The sequence below is a fragment of the Rhizobium sp. 'Codium 1' genome, from assembly GCF_020889605.1.
GTDB lineage: Bacteria > Pseudomonadota > Alphaproteobacteria > Rhizobiales > Rhizobiaceae > Allorhizobium > Allorhizobium algae.
In genome coordinates this window covers 228,641-245,344 of sequence record NZ_JAJGPW010000003.1, presented here as the reverse complement: position 1 = coordinate 245,344, position 16,704 = coordinate 228,641, and the positions used below count along the sequence as shown (strand labels likewise).

The following is a 16,704-nucleotide window of genomic DNA, read 5'->3' as shown; positions in this document are numbered from 1 at the left end:
CGCGTGCCGGCAGTTCGATCAGTTGACCTTCGGGTTCAGAAGGGCATCCATCTTGGGCTCAGCCATATTGGCCTGGGTCACGAGATTTGCGCCGGTGTCGACGAAGGTCTCGACCTTTTCGCCCTTGGACACGGCGAGCGCCGTCTTCACGCCGTCGTAGCCCATGCGGTAGGGATCCTGGACAACGAGGCCGGCGAGAACACCTTCCTTGAGGAAGCCGACGGTCTTTTCATCCGAGTCGAAGCCGATGACCTTGATCTTGTCGCCGAGCTTGTTTTCGGCGATCGCCTGGCCGACGCCCTGTGCCATGATCAGGTTCGAGGCGAAGACGCCAACGATATTCGGGTTGGCGGTGATCAAGTCGGTCATCATGTTGAGGCCGGTTGTAGCCTGACCATCGGCGAAGCGGTCGACGACGATCGTGATGCCCGGATACTTCGTCTTCATCTGGTCGAGGAAGCCTTCACGGCGCTGGTCGAGCGAACCGACGCCCGGCAGGCTGGTGATGATGGCGACTTCGCCTTCCTCCTTGCCGGTTGCTTCCTTGATTGCTGCAGCCAGGCCGTCAGCCGCGATGCGGCCGCCCTGAACGTTGTCGGTGGTCAAGAACGAGGTGAATGCCTCGGAATCCGCACCGGAATCGATGCCGATGATCGGAACCGACTTGGCAGCTTCGTCGATCGGCTTGCCGAGTGCCTTGAATTCGGTTGGCGAGATGACGACGGCTGCAGGGCTGCCAGCCACTGCATTCTCCAGGATGCTGATCTGACCGTTGATGTCGGACTCCGACTGAGCGCCGAGTTCAGGCACGCTCACGCCAAGGTCCTTGCCGGCCTGGCGAGCGCCGGCGAGCACGATCTGCCAGTAGAAGGACGTGGTGTCCTTGACGATGATCGGAATGGTCACGTCCTGGGCGAAGGATGCGGCCGGCATCATCGACGTCATCATTGCAGCGCCGGCGATCCCCATCAGGGCGCGGCGAGTCATGCTCTTTAGAATGGTCATTGTGGTTCTCCTCTCAACGCGTCCTGTTCCTCCGGTGAAATCAACCCGCAGCACGCAACCAGGTGGATCTTTATCGATAAAAAACATTTTATCGAGGCACGCTACTCCAGCATTCTGGAGAATGCAAGCGGACAAAAATGGTCTCCTCCGAAGCCCTTTCGCCCTTATTTTCAGGGTATTCCGCGCTTCTATCAGACCCGGTGAATTTCTTCGGGATACACGACGCCCTTCTTCAGGATGACGTTGCCGTAGATCCGTAATTCCGTGGTCGCGACGATGTAGGCCGCCGTTTGTGCGCGCTGGTAAAAGGCGAAGCGCTCAAGACTTTCCAGCTGTACGTCGCCGGCCAGTTTCGTGATCATGGCCTGGAATTCGGCGCAGATCTCCGGTACCGCATGCGGATCGCCGACGACCTGCATGCGCCAGGCCGCATCCTCGACGAACTGGTCGAGCGGCATGTGGGCAAGGATTGCCTCCAGGATCTCCACGGCGCCGACGCCATCGGCGCGGATTACCGGCGGCCCCATGGTGCTTGCCGGAAAATTGCCGTCGGCAATTACGATCTCGTCTCCATGGCCCATGGTCGCTATGGCGTGCAGCAGGTCGGGTCCGAGCAGGGGATGGATGCCCTTCAGCATGGCGCGCTCCTATTCTCTGACAGCGGCATCGCCGAGCGGCGGTGCAACGAGAGTGTGGGTTTCGAACGGGGCAAAGGCGGATCCCGGCAGTTCTTCGGTCGTCATTGCCATGTTGCGATCAAGGCTTTCCGGCTTTGCCGTACCGATGATGACGGAGGCGACGGCCGGATGATGCAGCGGAAACTGCAGCGCAAACTGGGCAAGCGGCTTGCCGGCGTTTGCTGCAAGTCCCTCCATGGCGCGCACCTTGGCGAGGACCTCGTCCGTTGCGGGGGCATAATCGAAATGGGCGCCCGGAACCGCGCCCGTCGCCAGGATGCCGGAGTTGAACACACCGCCAGCCGTGATCGACGTGCCGCGCTTCTCGCAGAGGGGCAGCAGTTCTTCGACGGCGGAGCGATCGAGCAGCGAATAGCGGCCCGCCATCAGGATGACATCGATGTCGATGTCGGCCATCATTTCCAGGCAGGCCGGCACCTCGTTGACGCCGAGACCGAAGGCCTTGATTGCACCTGAGGATTTCAGCTGGTCGAGGGCCTTGTAGCCACCGTCTCGCAATTGTTTCACGTAGCGGTCGTTGGCTTCGCGGCCGTGGGTATAGACGCCGATGTCGTGGACATAGAGAATGTCGATGCGGTTCAGGCCGAGACGGGCGTAGCTGAAATCGACCGAGCGCATGATGCCGTCATAGCTGTAATCATAGACCAGCTTGAAGGGCAGAGGATCGACGAAGCCGACATTCGGGATCTGGTCCTTCGGCACCGGTGCCAGGAGGCGGCCGACCTTGGTGGACAGCACATAGCTGTCCTCCGGCTTGTCGCGCAGGAAGTCGCCGACATAACGCTCCGCCTGGCCGAAACCGTAATGCGGCGCGGTGTCGAAATAGCGGATGCCATGATCCCAGGCCGCTTGCAGAGTCGCGATGCCAGTATCTCGGGGGCAGGGCCGGTAGAGGCCGCCAAGCGGTGCCGTGCCGAAGGAGTATTCTGTCACTTCGAGGGCAGTTTTGCCGATGCGTCTCGTTTTCATGCTGATATCCGGATCCCAGTTGTCGAGGTCAGAGCGTGGCACCCAGGTGCCACGGCACGAATTCGTTGTCGCCATAGCCGAAGAGTTCGCTCTTGGTCTTCTGGCCCGAGGCTGTGTCGATGATCAGGTCGAAGATGTTCCGGCCGAGGCCCGCGACGCTGGCATCACCCGTGGCGATGACGCCGCAGTCGATGTCCATGTCCTCTTCCATCGATTTATAGAGGGCGGTGTTGCTCGTCAGCTTGATCGAAGGCACGGGGCGTGAGCCGAAACAGGAGCCGCGGCCTGTGGTGAAGGCAATCACATTGGCGCCCCCTGCCACCTGGCCGGTTGCGGAGACCGGGTCGTAGCCGGGCGTGTCCATGAAGACGAGGCCATGTTCGGTGACGCGTTCAGCGTAATTGTAGACCGCTGTCAGCGGCGAGCGCCCACCCTTGGCGACGGCCCCGAGCGATTTTTCAAGAATGGTGGTAAGGCCGCCCTTCTTGTTGCCGGGAGAGGGGTTGTTGTCCAGCGAGGCGCCGTGCTGGGCAACATAGGCCTCCCACCAGGAGATCAGCCCGTCCAGCTTGATCGCGACCTGCTCGTTCACCGCACGGCTTCTCAGCAAGTGTTCGGCGCCATAGATTTCCGAGGTCTCCGACAGGATGGCCGTGCCGCCGGCACCGGCCAGGATATCGACAGCCACGCCGAGGGCCGGGTTGGCTGTGATGCCGGACAGACCGTCCGACCCGCCGCATTGCAGTCCGACGATAATCTCGCTGACGGAAATCGGTTCGCGGCGCATCGTGCCGACCTCGGCTGCGATCTCTTTGAGGATCGAAAGCGCGTTCTCGACCGCGCGACGGGATCCGCCGGCGTCCTGGATGTTGAAGTGGCGCTTGGAGGCTCCGGCGCCGCTCTGGCCGTACAGCGTCAGCTGATTGACCTCGCAGCCAAGACCAACCATCAGCACGCCGCCGAAATTCACATGCCTCGTGTAGCCGGCTATCGTTCTATGCAGCGTGCGCATGCCGTCGCCGGTCGAGCTCATGCCACAGCCCTGATCGTGGACGATCGGCACGAAGCCGTCGATGCCCTCGTAATGCGGCAGGATGGTGCGGTTCGCGGCTTCCGCGATTGCGCGGCAGACCGTGGTGGAACAGTTCACGCTGGCGATGATGCCGATATAGTTGCGGGTCGCGGCACGGCCGTCGGCGCGGCGATAGCCCAGGAAGGTGCGGCCCTTGTCGGCTGCCGTTGCGTCTTCGGGCTGGGCGAGCCCGGTGACGGACAGGCGATCTTCATCGAAGGCGAGATTGTGGGAATGGACATGCTCGCCTGCGGCAATGTCCGTGGTGGCACGGCCGATCGCCTGGGCATATTTGACGACAGGTTCGCCTTGGCGAATGGCTCTCACCGCCACCTTGTGGCCGGGATCAATCTTTGCCGCTGCCGGCGCGCCGCCTGGCAGGACATGCCCGGCTTCGATCGCAACAGTGGTCACGGCGACATTGTCGTCCTGCGACAGCAGGATGCAGGCTGGTTTCGACACCTGATGTTTCTCCCATGTGTCCGGCTGCACCGGATCCTGTGTTTTGTCTTTTATCGGCAATAGACAGTTTCTCGTCAATGGGTATGCTATCGATAAAGAACAATTTGCTCCAGCAGGGAGCGGGAGGGCGAAAACCCGAGAGCAGAGAAGGAAAGGCCACCGCAATCGGCGGTATTGCGCGGGCTCGCGTCTTGCGCCAAGAGGCGAAGGGCCAAAGCCCCGCATCACATCAACCCAGGCAGATTCATGGCCAAGCAGAACACCGTCTTCAAGGACGCCTATAATCGCACGCTGAAGCTGATCGAGGAGACGGATACGCTTCCCTCGGAACCGGAGCTCTGTGGTCTGTTGAGCGTGAGCCGCACGACCGTACGCACGGTGCTCACCCGGCTCGGCGAAGCGGGGCTCGTCGCCTGGGACAAGCGCTCCAAGACCGTACTGCGTCGGCCGATCGGGTCTGACTATTTTCCGGATGAGGAAACGAGTTCACTCTCCGAGATCATCGAGCGCAGTTTCATGCGCCGCATCCTCGCCGGCGGCGCACAGCCGGGCATGCAGATCAACGAGCTGGAACTTGCCCGTGAAATCGGCATCGGTACCACGAGCGTTCGGGAATTTCTCATTCGCTTCAGCCGTTTCGGACTCATCGAGAAGCGGCCGAACAGCCATTGGGTGCTCAAGGGCTTTACCCGAGAATTCGCGTTGGAACTGACAGAAGTGCGCGAAATGTTCGAGCTCCGGTCGGCGGCGAGTTTCGTCCATCTGGCCGAGGATCACCCGGCTTGGGCCGAGCTTCGGCTGGTCGAAGCGCAACATCATGCACTGCTTGCCGATATCGACAATCGCTACATGGACTTCTCGGAGCTGGACGAGCGTTTCCACCTGCTCGTCCAGAAAGCGTCGAGCAACCGCTTCATCATCGACTTCTACGACATCATCACGATCGTCTTTCACTATCACTACCAGTGGAACAAGACGAATGCGCGGGCCCGAAACCAGCGGGCGCTGGAAGAGCATCTCGATTACATCCAGGCGCTGTTTTCCCGCGACCCAGCGAAAGTCGAAAAGGCCTGCCGTCAACATCTCAAGTCGGCACGCGAGACGCTGTTGCAATCCATACAGGAGACCGTCTGAGCCATGAGCACGCCCATCCTGCAATTCGGCACGAGCCGGTTTCTTCAGGCGCATGCCGACCTCTTCGTCAGCGAAGCGATGGAGGCAGGACATGCAATCGGGTCGATCACCGTGGTCCAGACAAGCGGCGATCCCACGCGGGCGGGGCGGATAGGCGCGATCTCTGCGCCGGAGGGGTACCCGGTGATTATCCGGGGCCTCGAAGGTGGAACGCCGGTTGAGCGGGCGCTGCGCGTACGGTCGGTAACCCGATCGCTGTCCACAGCAAAGGACTGGGACGAAGTCACCCGGATCTTTGTCGAAGAGGCGAGGGTCGTGCTCAGCAATACAGGCGACACGGGGTATGCGCTTGTCGATGGAGATGGCGTCAACGGCGTTCCACGTTCCTTCCCGATGAAGCTTCTGGCGCTCCTCCACGCGCGCTTTCGCGGCGGCGGCATGCCGTTGACAATTCTGCCCTGCGAACTGATTTCGCGGAATGGCGAAGTGCTTCAGCGTCTCGTCGTCGATCTTGCAGGCCGTCACACGCCTGACGAGGCATTTATTTCCTGGCTGACGGAGCGGGTCGTCTGGGGCAACACGCTCGTCGATCGTATCGTGTCCGAGCCGATCGAGCCGGCGGGTGCGATTGCCGAGCCCTACGCGATCTGGGCGATCGAGCGGCAGACTGGCCTCATCCTTCCGTGCGAACATCCTTGCATCAAGGTGGTCGCTGATCTGACACCCTACGAGAGGCTGAAGTTGCATATTCTCAATCTCGGTCACACGGTTCTTGCCGATCGCTGGATGAGAGAAGCGCGACCCGAGGCGGAGTGCGTCAAGGACATCCTTGCCGACACGGCGATCCGCGCGGAACTCCAGCAGATCTATCGCGACGAGGTGGTGCCCGGTTTCCGGATGCATGAACTGGGTGATGAGGCCGAAGCCTATGTCGAAACGACGCTGGAGCGGTTCGGCAATCCCTATCTCGACCACCGGCTGCGAGACATTGCCGGACATCATCCGGAAAAGATCGTTCGTCGCATCATCGGTTTCCGCGACTGGTGCCCGGGTGTCCCCATGCCGAGACTATCCGTGATCGCCGATCGTTGATGCGAATGCCATTCAGGTCGGCGGAAGCCCCTTCGATCGCATGCGTCGGCGGAAGGCCTTCGGCTTTTCGCGGAAGCGACCGGCAAAGGCCTCATAAAAGCGAGAGGCCGAACCGAATCCACTCTCGAAGGCCACGTCTGTAATCGACAGGTCGGTTGAAATCAGCAGCGATTGCGCGGTGTCGAGACGATGGCGGACGATTGCCTGGTTGATGGTGTGCCCAACGGCCCGCTTGAAGATCGCCATCGCGTAATTCGGATGCAGGCCCACATCGCGCCCGACATCCTCTGACGAAATCTCTTCCAGTGCGTGTTCAGCGATGAAGCGCAGCATGCGTTCGATATGCTCGACGCGCTCGCTTTCATTGGTGCTGAAATTGGCAATTGCCGACCCTTCTTCGCGCAGATCGCGCCAGCCTTCCCGTTCGATCCTGAGCACACGCGCGGTCAACTCGTTGCGGACGATCTCCATCAGGTCGGGATCGCCAGCGAGCAGTTCCTGGCGCCAGCGCTCGAAGATGTCCCGATCATAGGAGCGGATCTCCAAGGCTTCGATCATGGCGCCCCGGAAGACTGCGTCGCGAAACCGGTTGAGGTTGGCCAGACCAAGGAAAACGGACATCGGTACATAGAGGCAGATGAACTGAGTGCCCTCCCGCCGGTCGATGACCTGATGCGGAATCATACCCCAGAAGAGGCAGAGCCTGCCCTCATCGACGGTCAGTTCACGGCCATCGAACCAGTAGGTCATGGCGCCTGTCAGCACGAAGTTCAGCTCGATCTGGCTGTGCATGTGCGGCCCGGCCATCTTGTGCACTGTCATGCTTTCGCCGGCGCAAAAGCGGTGGTCGCCGAAGACAACCAGGGGATGGCGCGGATCGTGATCGGGATGAACAGGAACGGATTCATCGCGAAGCACTGTCTCTAATGGTTCCAAATCTTAGGATCCCGGAAAACTTAGGCCGAAACTCGGTGGATTATTACGGGTTTGAGTCGGATGATCAAGGTGAGCTGACAATTCCGGTGGGATCCGGGGCCACAAGCTCCGCATATGGACTGCGTAACGGTCATAGGGAGGAAAACATGACCTTTTTCAAAAGCCTGAGCAGTATTGCTCTGGGTGCTGCCCTTCTGTCTTCCACCGCGTTTGCCGGTGAAATCGTTCTCAATTCCGACCAATCGGATCCGGCGCCGAAGAAGGCGATGGAAGAGTTGATCGCTGATTTCCAGAAGGCCAACCCCGATATCACGGTCAAGTGGAACAACTTCGACCACGAAGGCTACAAATCTGCCATCCGCAACTTCCTGACCGCTGACGCTCCCGATGTTGCCGCATGGTATGCCGGCAACCGCATGGAGCCCTTCGTCAAGGCAGGTCTGTTCGAAGACGTTTCGGATGTCTGGGAGGCCAATGGCCTGAACGACCAGCTGAAGTCGGCTTCCGCCTCCATGACCATCGACGGCAAGAAATGGGGCGTTCCCTACACCTACTACCAGTGGGGTATCTACTATCGTAAGGACATCTTCGCCGAACAGGGCATCGAGCCGCCGAAGAACTGGACGGAATTTCTTGCTGCTTGCGAAAAGCTGAAGTCTGCCGGCGTTACCCCGATCACCATCGGCACCAAGGCGCTGTGGCCGACGGGCGGCTGGTTCGACTATCTGAACCTGCGCGTCAATGGCTACGAGTTCCACATGGACGTGACCTCCGGCAAGGTTCCTTATACGGATCCGCGCGTGAAGGCTGTGTTCGAGAAGTGGGGCGAGCTGGTCAAGGCCGGATACTTCAACGAGAACCATGCCGCGATCGACTGGCAGGATGCCATTCCGCAGATGGTCCAGGGTCAGGCGGCCATGTATCTGATGGGCAACTTCGCCGTGGCCACGATGAAGGACGGCGGGTTGAAGGAAGACCAGATCGGCTTCATGCAGTTCCCGGAAATCACAGCGGGCATCCCGATGTCTGAAGAGGCTCCGACCGACACCTTCCACATCCCGTCGGGCGCGAAGAACAAGGAAGATGCGAAGAAGTTCCTCGCCTACCTCGCTTCGCCGGAAGCCCAGAGCAAGATGAACGCCACGCTCGGGCAGCTGCCGGTCAATAACCAGGCCGAAAAGCCGGCTGATCCGTTCCTGAAGGCCGGTTTCGAGATGCTGTCGAACGCTTACGCGCTCGCGCAGTTCTACGACCGCGACGCCAATGCCGAAATGGCAAAGGCCGGCATGGAAGGCTTCCAGGAGTTCATGGTCAAGCCGGATCGTCTGGACGCCATCCTGGAGCGGCTCGAAAAGGTCCGCGCCCGCGTCTACAAGTAAGCGATAAAGCTCCCTGCGCCGGGTGCTGTGGGTCTCCCTGGGCCCATGGCATCCGGTTGCCGTATCCTGTTTTCTCAGAGGTGCCGCCATGAGCAACACCGTTCCTTCATCGTCCGGCTTCTGGAAGCGAAACCAGCAGACGCTCGCGCCTTTCCTGTTCCTGGCGCCCGGCATGCTGATGTTCCTGGTCTACGTGCTTGTCCCGATCTTCGAGTCGATCTGGATCAGCTTCCACGATTGGGACGGTCTCGGCGCCATGACCTGGATCGGCGCCGGCAATTATGTCGAGCTCCTCGACGACGACACCTTCTACACGTCGCTCTACAACAACCTGATCTGGCTGGTGCTCTACCTGCTGTCGATCCCGGCGGGCCTTGCCGTCGCGCTCTTCCTCAATCAGACCGTCACCGGCATACGGCTCTACAAGTCGATGTTCTTCTTTCCCTTCGTGATCAGCCAGGTCGTTGTCGGCCTGATGTTCACCTGGTTTTATGCTCCGGATTTCGGCCTGTTTTCCAAGCTTACGGAAGTGCTGTTGGGCGAGCAGATCGCGGTGCTCGCCGACGAGCGTTACGTCACCTACGGTATCATCGTCGCGGGTCTCTGGCCGCAGACAGCCTATTGCATGATCCTCTACCTGACGGGTCTCAACAACATCAATCATGAGCAGGTGGAGGCCGCCCGCATGGATGGCGCCAAGGGGCTGAAGCTGCTCTGGTACGTGATCCTGCCGCAGCTTGCGCCGGCAACCTTCATTGCCATGGTGGTGACCGTCATCGGCTCGCTGCGCTCCTTCGACCTCGTTTCGATCATGACAGCCGGCGGCCCCTACGGCTCGAGTTCGGTGCTGTCCTACTTCATGTATGAGCAGGCGCTCTCCGAATACGGCTTCCGCATGGGCTACGGCGCGTCGATTGCGGTCGTGCTGTTCCTGATCATGATCGTCTTCATCTCGCTCTTCATCGTCCGCATGCTCGCCCAGGAAAGGAACGCCTGATGTTCCCCACTCCGATCCAGAAGGCCTCCCCGCTTGCGCAGATGGCCTACAAGATCCTGCTGCCGGTGGCGCTTTTCCTCTGGCTTCTGCCGCTGATCGGCGTCGCCATCACGTCGGTTCGCCCGGCCGGCGACCTCGCAGCCGGCAATTATTTCGGCATTCCCTCCGGGTTCGCCGGTTTCGAGAACTATTCGGCCGTCTTCAACAATTCGCCGATCGGCTACTACATCCTGAATTCGTTCAAGGTAACGATCCCGACGGTCATCGGGGCTGTCGCACTCTCCTGCCTCACCGGCTTTGCGCTCGCGGTCTACAAGTTCAAGGGCAATCTCGTCCTGTTCTTCATGTTTGTCGCTGGCAATTTCATCCCGTTCCAGATCCTGATGGTTCCGGTACGGGACATGACGCTGCGTGCAGGTCTCTACGATACCACGATGGGCCTCGTGCTGTTCCACGTCGCCTTCCAGACCGGATTCTGCACGCTCTTCATGCGCAATTTCATCAAGGGCCTGCCCTTCGCACTGATTGAGTCTGCCCGCGTTGAGGGCGTCTCGGAATGGCGGATCTTCCGCTACATCGTGTTGCCGCTGATGCGCCCGGCGATCGCTGCCCTGTCGGTGCTGATCTTCACCTTCGTCTGGAACGACTACTTCTGGGCGACGGTCCTGGTGCAGGGCCAGCACGCCATGCCAGTGACGGCGGGCCTCTATTCGTTGAACGGCCAATGGGTCGCCGCATGGCATCTCGTCTCTGCCGGTTCGATCGTCGCGGCCTTGCCGCCGGTTGCGATGTTTTTCCTGATGCAGCGCCACTTCATCGCTGGCCTTACACTCGGAGCGACCAAGGGATGAGCAAGATTGTCACCATCGATTCCGGCCAACTGGCGCTGAGCCTGCGCCTGCCGGAACTCGGCATGCCCGAAATCCTGTCGTTCGGAACAGAACCCGCAGAAACCGATCCGCTCTTCGAGATCGAGCGGTCGAACCGCGTCAACGGTATGGACGTTGCAGTGCCGTCAGCGGTTCTGCTGCCGACGGGTGGCATGGGCTTCTTTGGATGGCCGGCGATATCAGGCCATCGCGGTGGACGCGATTTCATCGCCCAGTTCGGCAATTGGGAATTCTCCCGGGACGGGCATCGCACCATTCTTGCGGGTCTCGACCCCGTGGCCAAGCTGTCGCTTTCGATTACGCTCACAGCCCACCCGTCAGGTCTCATATCGATGGCGACGAAGCTGACGAACCGGGGCGAGACGGACTACCAGCTGGACCGCTGCATGGCCGGGACATTTCTTGCGCCTGCGGGTGACTTGCAGGTGATGAGCTTCACCGGGATCTGGGGTCGGGAATTCCAGACGCGGCGTGAGCTTCTCGGCAATGGTACCTGGATCCAGGAAAACCGCCGTGGCCGCACATCACACGACCGCTTCCCGATGCTGTTCATCGAAAGCGAAACCCAGATCTTCGGCGTGACGCTCGGCGTCAGCGGCAACCACCAGATGGTGATCGACCGGACAGATGATGGCCAGCGCCTCGTGCATCTCGGAGAGTTGTTCGAGCCCGGCGAGATCATCCTCGCACCGGGCGAAAGCTATGATAGCCCGATTGCCTATGCCGGTGCCGATACGGAAGACTTCCACGCCTTCGTGCGCGAAGAACTGATCACCTGGCCGGGTGGCAAGATGACGCCGCGCCCTGTCACGCTCAACACCTGGGAAGGCAATTACTTCGACCACCAGATGGATTCGTTGAAGGCCCAGGCGACGGCTGCCGCTGAACTCGGAATCGAGCGCTTCGTGCTGGATGACGGCTGGTTTGGCAAGCGCGACGACGACACTACCAGTCTTGGCGACTGGGACATCGATGCGCGCAAATACCCTGATGGCCTGAAACCATTGGTCGACCATGTCACCGGGCTTGGCATGCAGTTCGGCATCTGGTTCGAGCCGGAAATGGTCAATCCTGTTTCGGATCTCTACAAGGCGCATCCGGACTGGGCGCTGACCATCGAGGGTCGTCCGGTTCTCGAATCGCGCACGCAGCTGGTGCTCGATCTGACGCGCGCTGAGGTCTCCGATTATCTCTTCGGCAAGATCGACGCGGTGCTCTCCCAGCACGCCGTGTCCTACATCAAGTGGGACATGAATCGCGATCTCACCCATGCTGGTGGTCGTGACGGAAAGGCGAAGATTGCCGCGCAGACACGTGCGGTCTATGCGCTGATGGATCGCATTCGCGCCGCCCATCCCGATGTCGAGATCGAGAGCTGCGCGTCGGGCGGGGGACGGATCGATTACGGTGTGCTCGCCCGTACGCACCGCGTCTGGACGTCGGACTGCACGGACGCACTGGAAAGGCTGGAGATACAGCGTGGTGCATCCGTCTTCGTGCCGCCGGAAATCCTGGGCAGCCATATTTCTGCGTCGCCCAACCATCAGACCGGGCGCCGCCACACGCTTGCCTTTCGGGCGCTGGTGGCGATGGGCTATCACCTCGGTGTAGAGCTCAACCCGCTGGACCTGACCGACGAAGAGCGCGCCGAGCTCAAGGTCTATATCGAGCGTTACAAGCAGCGGCGCCACCTCTTCCACGCGCCGGGCGCCGGTTTCCGGATGGAGCCTATCGATGGTCGATACGTCTGGGGTGCGGCTTCGGCCGAGAAGATCGTGCTTGTCGTGGCCCAGGGGCCGCAAATGGTTGGGGAACAGCCAGCACCCTTGCGCCTGCCCGAGCAGGTAACGCAGTTCGGCGGCCAATGGCAGATCAAGTCCGTGCTGCCGGCAGAGCCACAATTCATCCGTATCTCCGAGGGTCAGAAAGCTCTGCTTTCCGGGGCTGTCACTTTCGCGCTTTCCAGTGCCGGACTTGCCGGGCTGCCGCTGCCGATGCTGACACCCGAAAGTGCTCTTCTCCTCGAACTCGAAGCGATCAAGGGAGGCAAGACCCATGGCTGACGTAAGCCTGCGTAGCGTCAAGAAACAGTTCGGCGCGCTCAGCGTCATCAAGGGTGTGGATCTCGACGTGAAAGACGGCGAGTTCTGCGTCTTTGTCGGCCCGTCCGGCTGCGGCAAGTCCACGCTGCTACGCATGATCGCGGGCCTTGAAGACATCACTTCCGGAGTGCTGTCGATCGGTGGAAAGGACATGACCAGCGTCGGCCCCTCGGACCGTGGCGTCGCCATGGTCTTCCAGTCCTATGCGCTATATCCGCATATGACGGTCGAGGAAAATATCGGCTTCGGCCTGAAGATGACCGGCCATCCGAAAGCCACGATTGCGGAGCGTACCGCGATTGCGGCCAAGCTTTTGCAGCTTGAGCCGCTCATGCAGCGCAAGCCTGGCCAGCTCTCGGGCGGCCAACGCCAGCGCGTGGCCATCGGTCGAGCCATCGTGCGCAATCCGGAAGTCTTCCTGTTCGACGAGCCGCTGTCCAACCTCGATGCGGCGCTGCGCGTCCAGATGCGCACAGAGCTTTCAAAGCTTCATCAGGACATCAAGGCGACGATGATCTATGTCACCCATGATCAGGTCGAAGCCATGACCATGGCTGACAAGATCGTGGTGCTGTCGGCTGGCCTGATCGAACAGGTCGGCTCGCCGCTCGAACTCTATCACCGTCCGAACAATCTCTTCGTTGCCGGCTTCATCGGCTCGCCGAAGATGAATTTTCTCAAGGTGCAGGTGTCTTCTGCCGAGGGTGCTGCGGTGGTCCACCTGCCAGGGGTTGATATCTCGATCCCGACGCATGGGGCGAGCGTTTCAGCGGGCGAAATGACTTTCGGTTTGCGTCCGGAGCATATCGACGCGACCGGCAAGGGCGATGTCGTTGTCGAAGCGACGGTCAAGCTCGCCGAATATCTGGGTTCGGAGACGCTGTTCTTCGTCACGCTGGCCGATGGCTCGGAGCTTGCGGTCAAGGCCGACGGTCTTGCCAGCGAAAAGCCCGGCCAGACGCTGCGCCTCGGCATCAATGCCAAGGCCTGCCATCTGTTCGACAAAGACGGCAAGGCCGTCATCAATGGGGATCTGACACGATAATGCTGGGCGTCTGCTACTATCCGGAACACTGGGATGAAAACCGGTGGCGAACCGACGCGCGCCGGATGCGTGAACTCGGCATTTCCTTCGTGCGCATCGGTGAGTTTGCCTGGTCCCGCCTCGAACCTTCGCGTGGAACATTCACCTTCGAATGGCTCGACCGCGCGATCGATGTGCTGCACGAAGCCGGGCTTAGGGTCGTGCTCGGCACGCCGACCGCCACCCCACCCAAGTGGCTGGTGGACGAGTGCCCCGACATCATTCCCTATGACGAACAGGGCCGCCCGCGCGGCTTCGGTTCTCGCCGGCATTACACCTTCTCGTCGGAGACCTGGTGGAAGGAGAGTGCCCGGATCGTCGAGATCGTCGCCAAGCGCTACGGCGAACACCCCGGCATCGTCGGCTGGCAGACCGACAACGAATACGGCTGCCACGATACGACGATTTCCTGGGGACCCGAGGATCTGAAAAGCTTCAAACGCTGGTTGCGTCTGCGCTACCAGTCGACCGATCAGCTGAATGAAGCCTGGGGATCAGTGTTCTGGTCGATGGAATTGTCGAGCTTCGACGACGTCGCGCTTCCCAACCTCACAGTCACGGAGCCGAACCCGGCAACCCGTCTTGATTTCTGGCGCTTCCATTCAGATCAGGTCGCGGCTTACGACAAGATGCAGTGCGAGATCATCCGCAAGCATTCGCCAGGCCGCTGGATCACCCATAACTTCATGGGCTTCGTCTCGGATTTCGACCACTTCCAGGTCGGCGACAATCTCGATCTCGCCTCCTGGGACAGCTATCCGATCGGCTTCGTCGAGAAATTTCCGTTCACGGAAGAAGAGCGCAATCGCTGGGCCGAGACCTCGCACCCGGATATCGCTCCCTATCACCACGATCTCTACCGTGCCGTCGGCAAGGGCCGCTTCTGGGTGATGGAGCAGCAGCCCGGCCCGGTGAATTGGGCACCGTGGAACCCCGTGCCGAAGCCCGGCATGGTGCGGCTGTGGACATGGGAAGCGCTGGCGCATGGTGCTGACGTCGTCAGCTATTTCCGCTGGCGCCAGGCACCGTTCGCGCAGGAACAGATGCATGCTGGGCTGAACCTGCCGGGTCTCGACGAATGGTCGCCGGGCGGCCGCGAGGCCATGCAGGTCTCGGAGGAACTGGCGGCGCTCGGCGCGCTTCCTGAAACGAGCCAGGCACCTGTCGCGCTGGTCTTCGACTACCAGAGCTACTGGTCAACGATGATCCAGCCGCAGGGCAAGGATTTCCGCTACGAGGAACTGTGCTTCCGCTGGTACGAGGCGCTGCGCCATCTTGGCCTCAACGTGGATTTCGTTCGTCCGGGCGCTTCGCTGGAAGGTTACCCGCTTGTTGTCGTGCCCTGTATGACGGAAGTCAGCGAAGCGGCGCAGGCGGAACTCGAAAAAGCGAAGGGTGTCGTCGTCATCGGCGCCCGCACGGGTTCGCGTGACCGCAATTTCCGTATTCCGGACATGCTGCCGCCCGGTCCGCTTGGTGATTTGACCGGCAATCGCGTGATCCAGGTCTCCTCAATGCGACCGGGGCTCTCGGATGGTGTGTCCGGCGCCGTTTCGGGCCGGGCCATTCGCTGGCGGGAATATATCGAGACCTCGGCTTCGGTTCTCGCCACCTTCGAGAACGGTGATCCGGCGCTGACCGAAAAGGGCAAGACGCTCTATCTCGCCTGCTGGGCCGATGCTGAACTTCTGGCCGAGGTGTTGGAAATCGCGACGAAGAAGGCAGGCGTTGCGACCCTGCGCGTCCCAGATTCTATCCGTCTCCGACGCCGTGACGACCTCGTCTTCGCATTCAATTATGGGACCGAAAACTGGCCCCTTCCCGAGGGAGCTGATCCGCTGCTCGGGGAGGCGGTGTTGAAGCCGCAGGCGGTTGCCGTCTGGCGCGCCTGATCGGTGATCTCCAGATGGCCGGCACTATGCCGGCCATCTGTTTCATAGCGGCCATTCGCCCGGAACCCATCCATGACTCATCGGTTTGACCCTCGACACATCAACGAGGAGAAGACCCATGGCCGACTATCCGACACCTCCATTTTCGCAGAAAAAAGTTCCGATGCCGGGGCGCACCTCGGACATGACCCCGAGGCCGGATCATGGCGAGGAGAGTTACAAGGGTTCGGGGAAGCTCGAAGGGCTCAAGGCAATCATCACCGGCGGTGACAGCGGAATCGGCCGGGCGGTAGCGATTGCCTATGCCCGCGAAGGCGCCGATGTGCTGATTTCCTATATCGAGGAAGACGAGGACGCCCGAGACACTGCCCGCTGGATCGAAAAGGCCGACCGCAAGGCCGTGCTGGTCCGGGGCGACATCCAGAATGCGGGGCACTGCCGCGAGATCGTTGATACGGCGGTTCGTGAACTCGGCGGCGTCGATATCCTCGTCAACAATGCAGCCCATCAGGCGAGCTTCAGCGATATCTCCGAGATCCCTGACGAAGAATGGGAACTCACCTTCCGCGTCAACATCCATGCAATGTTCTATCTGACCAAGGCTGCCGTTGCGCACATGAAGAACGGCGGTTCGATCATCAATACGGCGTCCATCAATTCGGATAGCCCGAACCCCTCACTGCTCGCCTATGCGACGACCAAGGGTGCGATCCAGAACTTCACGGCGGGTCTTGCGCAGATGCTGGCGGACAGAAAGATTCGCGCAAATGCGGTGGCACCCGGCCCGATCTGGACGCCGCTCATCCCGTCGACCATGCCCGAGGAATCGGTGAAGAACTTCGGCAAGCAGGTGCCGATGAAGCGGCCTGGGCAACCGGCCGAATTGCAGACGGCCTATGTGATGCTCGCCGATCCGCTATCAAGCTACGTGTCCGGCGCGACCATCGCTGTCACAGGCGGGAAGCCTATAATCTAAGTCGGCCTTGCCTTTG

The 16,704-nt window shown here is 60.7% G+C and carries 14 protein-coding genes; 9 read left to right on the top strand and 5 right to left on the bottom strand.

Going from position 1 to position 16,704, the window contains the following annotated elements:
* Window positions 1–18: 18 nt before the first annotated feature.
* The 4 genes from LJE98_RS10595 to LJE98_RS10580 all read right to left on the bottom strand — a co-directional run bounded on the left by LJE98_RS10595 (window position 19) and on the right by LJE98_RS10580 (window position 4,206).
* Window positions 19–1,005, bottom strand: a complete 987-nt coding sequence (locus tag LJE98_RS10595; protein WP_229575183.1) for an ABC transporter substrate-binding protein — start codon at window positions 1,003–1,005, stop codon at window positions 19–21.
* Window positions 1,006–1,196: 191 nt separating this feature from the next.
* Complete coding sequence (locus LJE98_RS10590; protein ID WP_229575182.1) at window positions 1,197–1,643, bottom strand: RbsD/FucU family protein; 447 nt, start codon at window positions 1,641–1,643, stop codon at window positions 1,197–1,199.
* Window positions 1,644–1,652: 9 nt separating this feature from the next.
* The gene (locus LJE98_RS10585) at window positions 1,653–2,672 is read right to left on the bottom strand and encodes an aldo/keto reductase (RefSeq protein ID WP_229575181.1); all 1,020 of its coding nucleotides are present in this window, start codon (window positions 2,670–2,672) and stop codon (window positions 1,653–1,655) included.
* 28 nt (window positions 2,673–2,700) lie between these two features.
* Window positions 2,701–4,206: a UxaA family hydrolase gene (locus LJE98_RS10580; RefSeq protein ID WP_229575180.1), complete on the bottom strand. Its 1,506-nt coding sequence runs from the start codon at window positions 4,204–4,206 to the stop codon at window positions 2,701–2,703.
* 246 nt (window positions 4,207–4,452) lie between these two features.
* Between LJE98_RS10580 and LJE98_RS10575 the strand changes: the two genes are divergently transcribed.
* Window positions 4,453–5,340 carry a GntR family transcriptional regulator gene (locus tag LJE98_RS10575; protein WP_229575179.1) on the top strand — a complete coding sequence of 296 codons (888 nt, stop codon included), beginning with the start codon at window positions 4,453–4,455 and terminating at the stop codon, window positions 5,338–5,340.
* 3 nt (window positions 5,341–5,343) lie between these two features.
* Window positions 5,344–6,432, top strand: a complete 1,089-nt coding sequence (locus LJE98_RS10570) for a mannitol dehydrogenase family protein (RefSeq protein WP_229575178.1) — start codon at window positions 5,344–5,346, stop codon at window positions 6,430–6,432.
* 12 nt (window positions 6,433–6,444) lie between these two features.
* Here LJE98_RS10570 and LJE98_RS10565 read toward each other — a convergent pair whose 3' ends face one another.
* Complete coding sequence (locus tag LJE98_RS10565; RefSeq protein WP_229575177.1) at window positions 6,445–7,254, bottom strand: helix-turn-helix domain-containing protein; 810 nt, start codon at window positions 7,252–7,254, stop codon at window positions 6,445–6,447.
* Between the two features lie 260 nt (window positions 7,255–7,514).
* Here LJE98_RS10565 and LJE98_RS10560 point away from each other — a divergent pair, with 260 nt between their 5' ends.
* From LJE98_RS10560 to LJE98_RS10530, 7 genes are all read left to right on the top strand, one after another.
* Window positions 7,515–8,747: an ABC transporter substrate-binding protein gene (locus tag LJE98_RS10560; protein WP_229575176.1), complete on the top strand. Its 1,233-nt coding sequence runs from the start codon at window positions 7,515–7,517 to the stop codon at window positions 8,745–8,747.
* Between the two features lie 88 nt (window positions 8,748–8,835).
* Window positions 8,836–9,744: a carbohydrate ABC transporter permease gene (locus LJE98_RS10555; protein ID WP_229575175.1), complete on the top strand. Its 909-nt coding sequence runs from the start codon at window positions 8,836–8,838 to the stop codon at window positions 9,742–9,744.
* On the top strand, window positions 9,744–10,595 hold the full coding sequence (locus LJE98_RS10550; protein ID WP_229575174.1) for a carbohydrate ABC transporter permease: 852 nt from the start codon (window positions 9,744–9,746) through the stop codon (window positions 10,593–10,595). Before LJE98_RS10555 ends, LJE98_RS10550 begins: the two co-directional genes overlap by 1 nt.
* Complete coding sequence (locus LJE98_RS10545; protein ID WP_229575173.1) at window positions 10,592–12,697, top strand: alpha-galactosidase; 2,106 nt, start codon at window positions 10,592–10,594, stop codon at window positions 12,695–12,697. The genes LJE98_RS10550 and LJE98_RS10545 overlap by 4 nt, the downstream gene beginning before the upstream one ends.
* Entirely contained in the window at window positions 12,690–13,781 is a 1,092-nt protein-coding gene (locus LJE98_RS10540) for an ABC transporter ATP-binding protein (protein WP_229575172.1), read from the top strand. The genes LJE98_RS10545 and LJE98_RS10540 overlap by 8 nt, the downstream gene beginning before the upstream one ends.
* Window positions 13,781–15,712 (top strand): beta-galactosidase, encoded by a 1,932-nt coding sequence (locus LJE98_RS10535; protein ID WP_229575171.1) that lies wholly within the window; start codon window positions 13,781–13,783, stop codon window positions 15,710–15,712. Before LJE98_RS10540 ends, LJE98_RS10535 begins: the two co-directional genes overlap by 1 nt.
* A gap of 118 nt (window positions 15,713–15,830) precedes the next feature.
* Window positions 15,831–16,688 (top strand): SDR family oxidoreductase, encoded by an 858-nt coding sequence (locus LJE98_RS10530; RefSeq protein ID WP_229575170.1) that lies wholly within the window; start codon window positions 15,831–15,833, stop codon window positions 16,686–16,688.
* The last annotated feature ends 16 nt before the right edge of the window (window positions 16,689–16,704 follow it).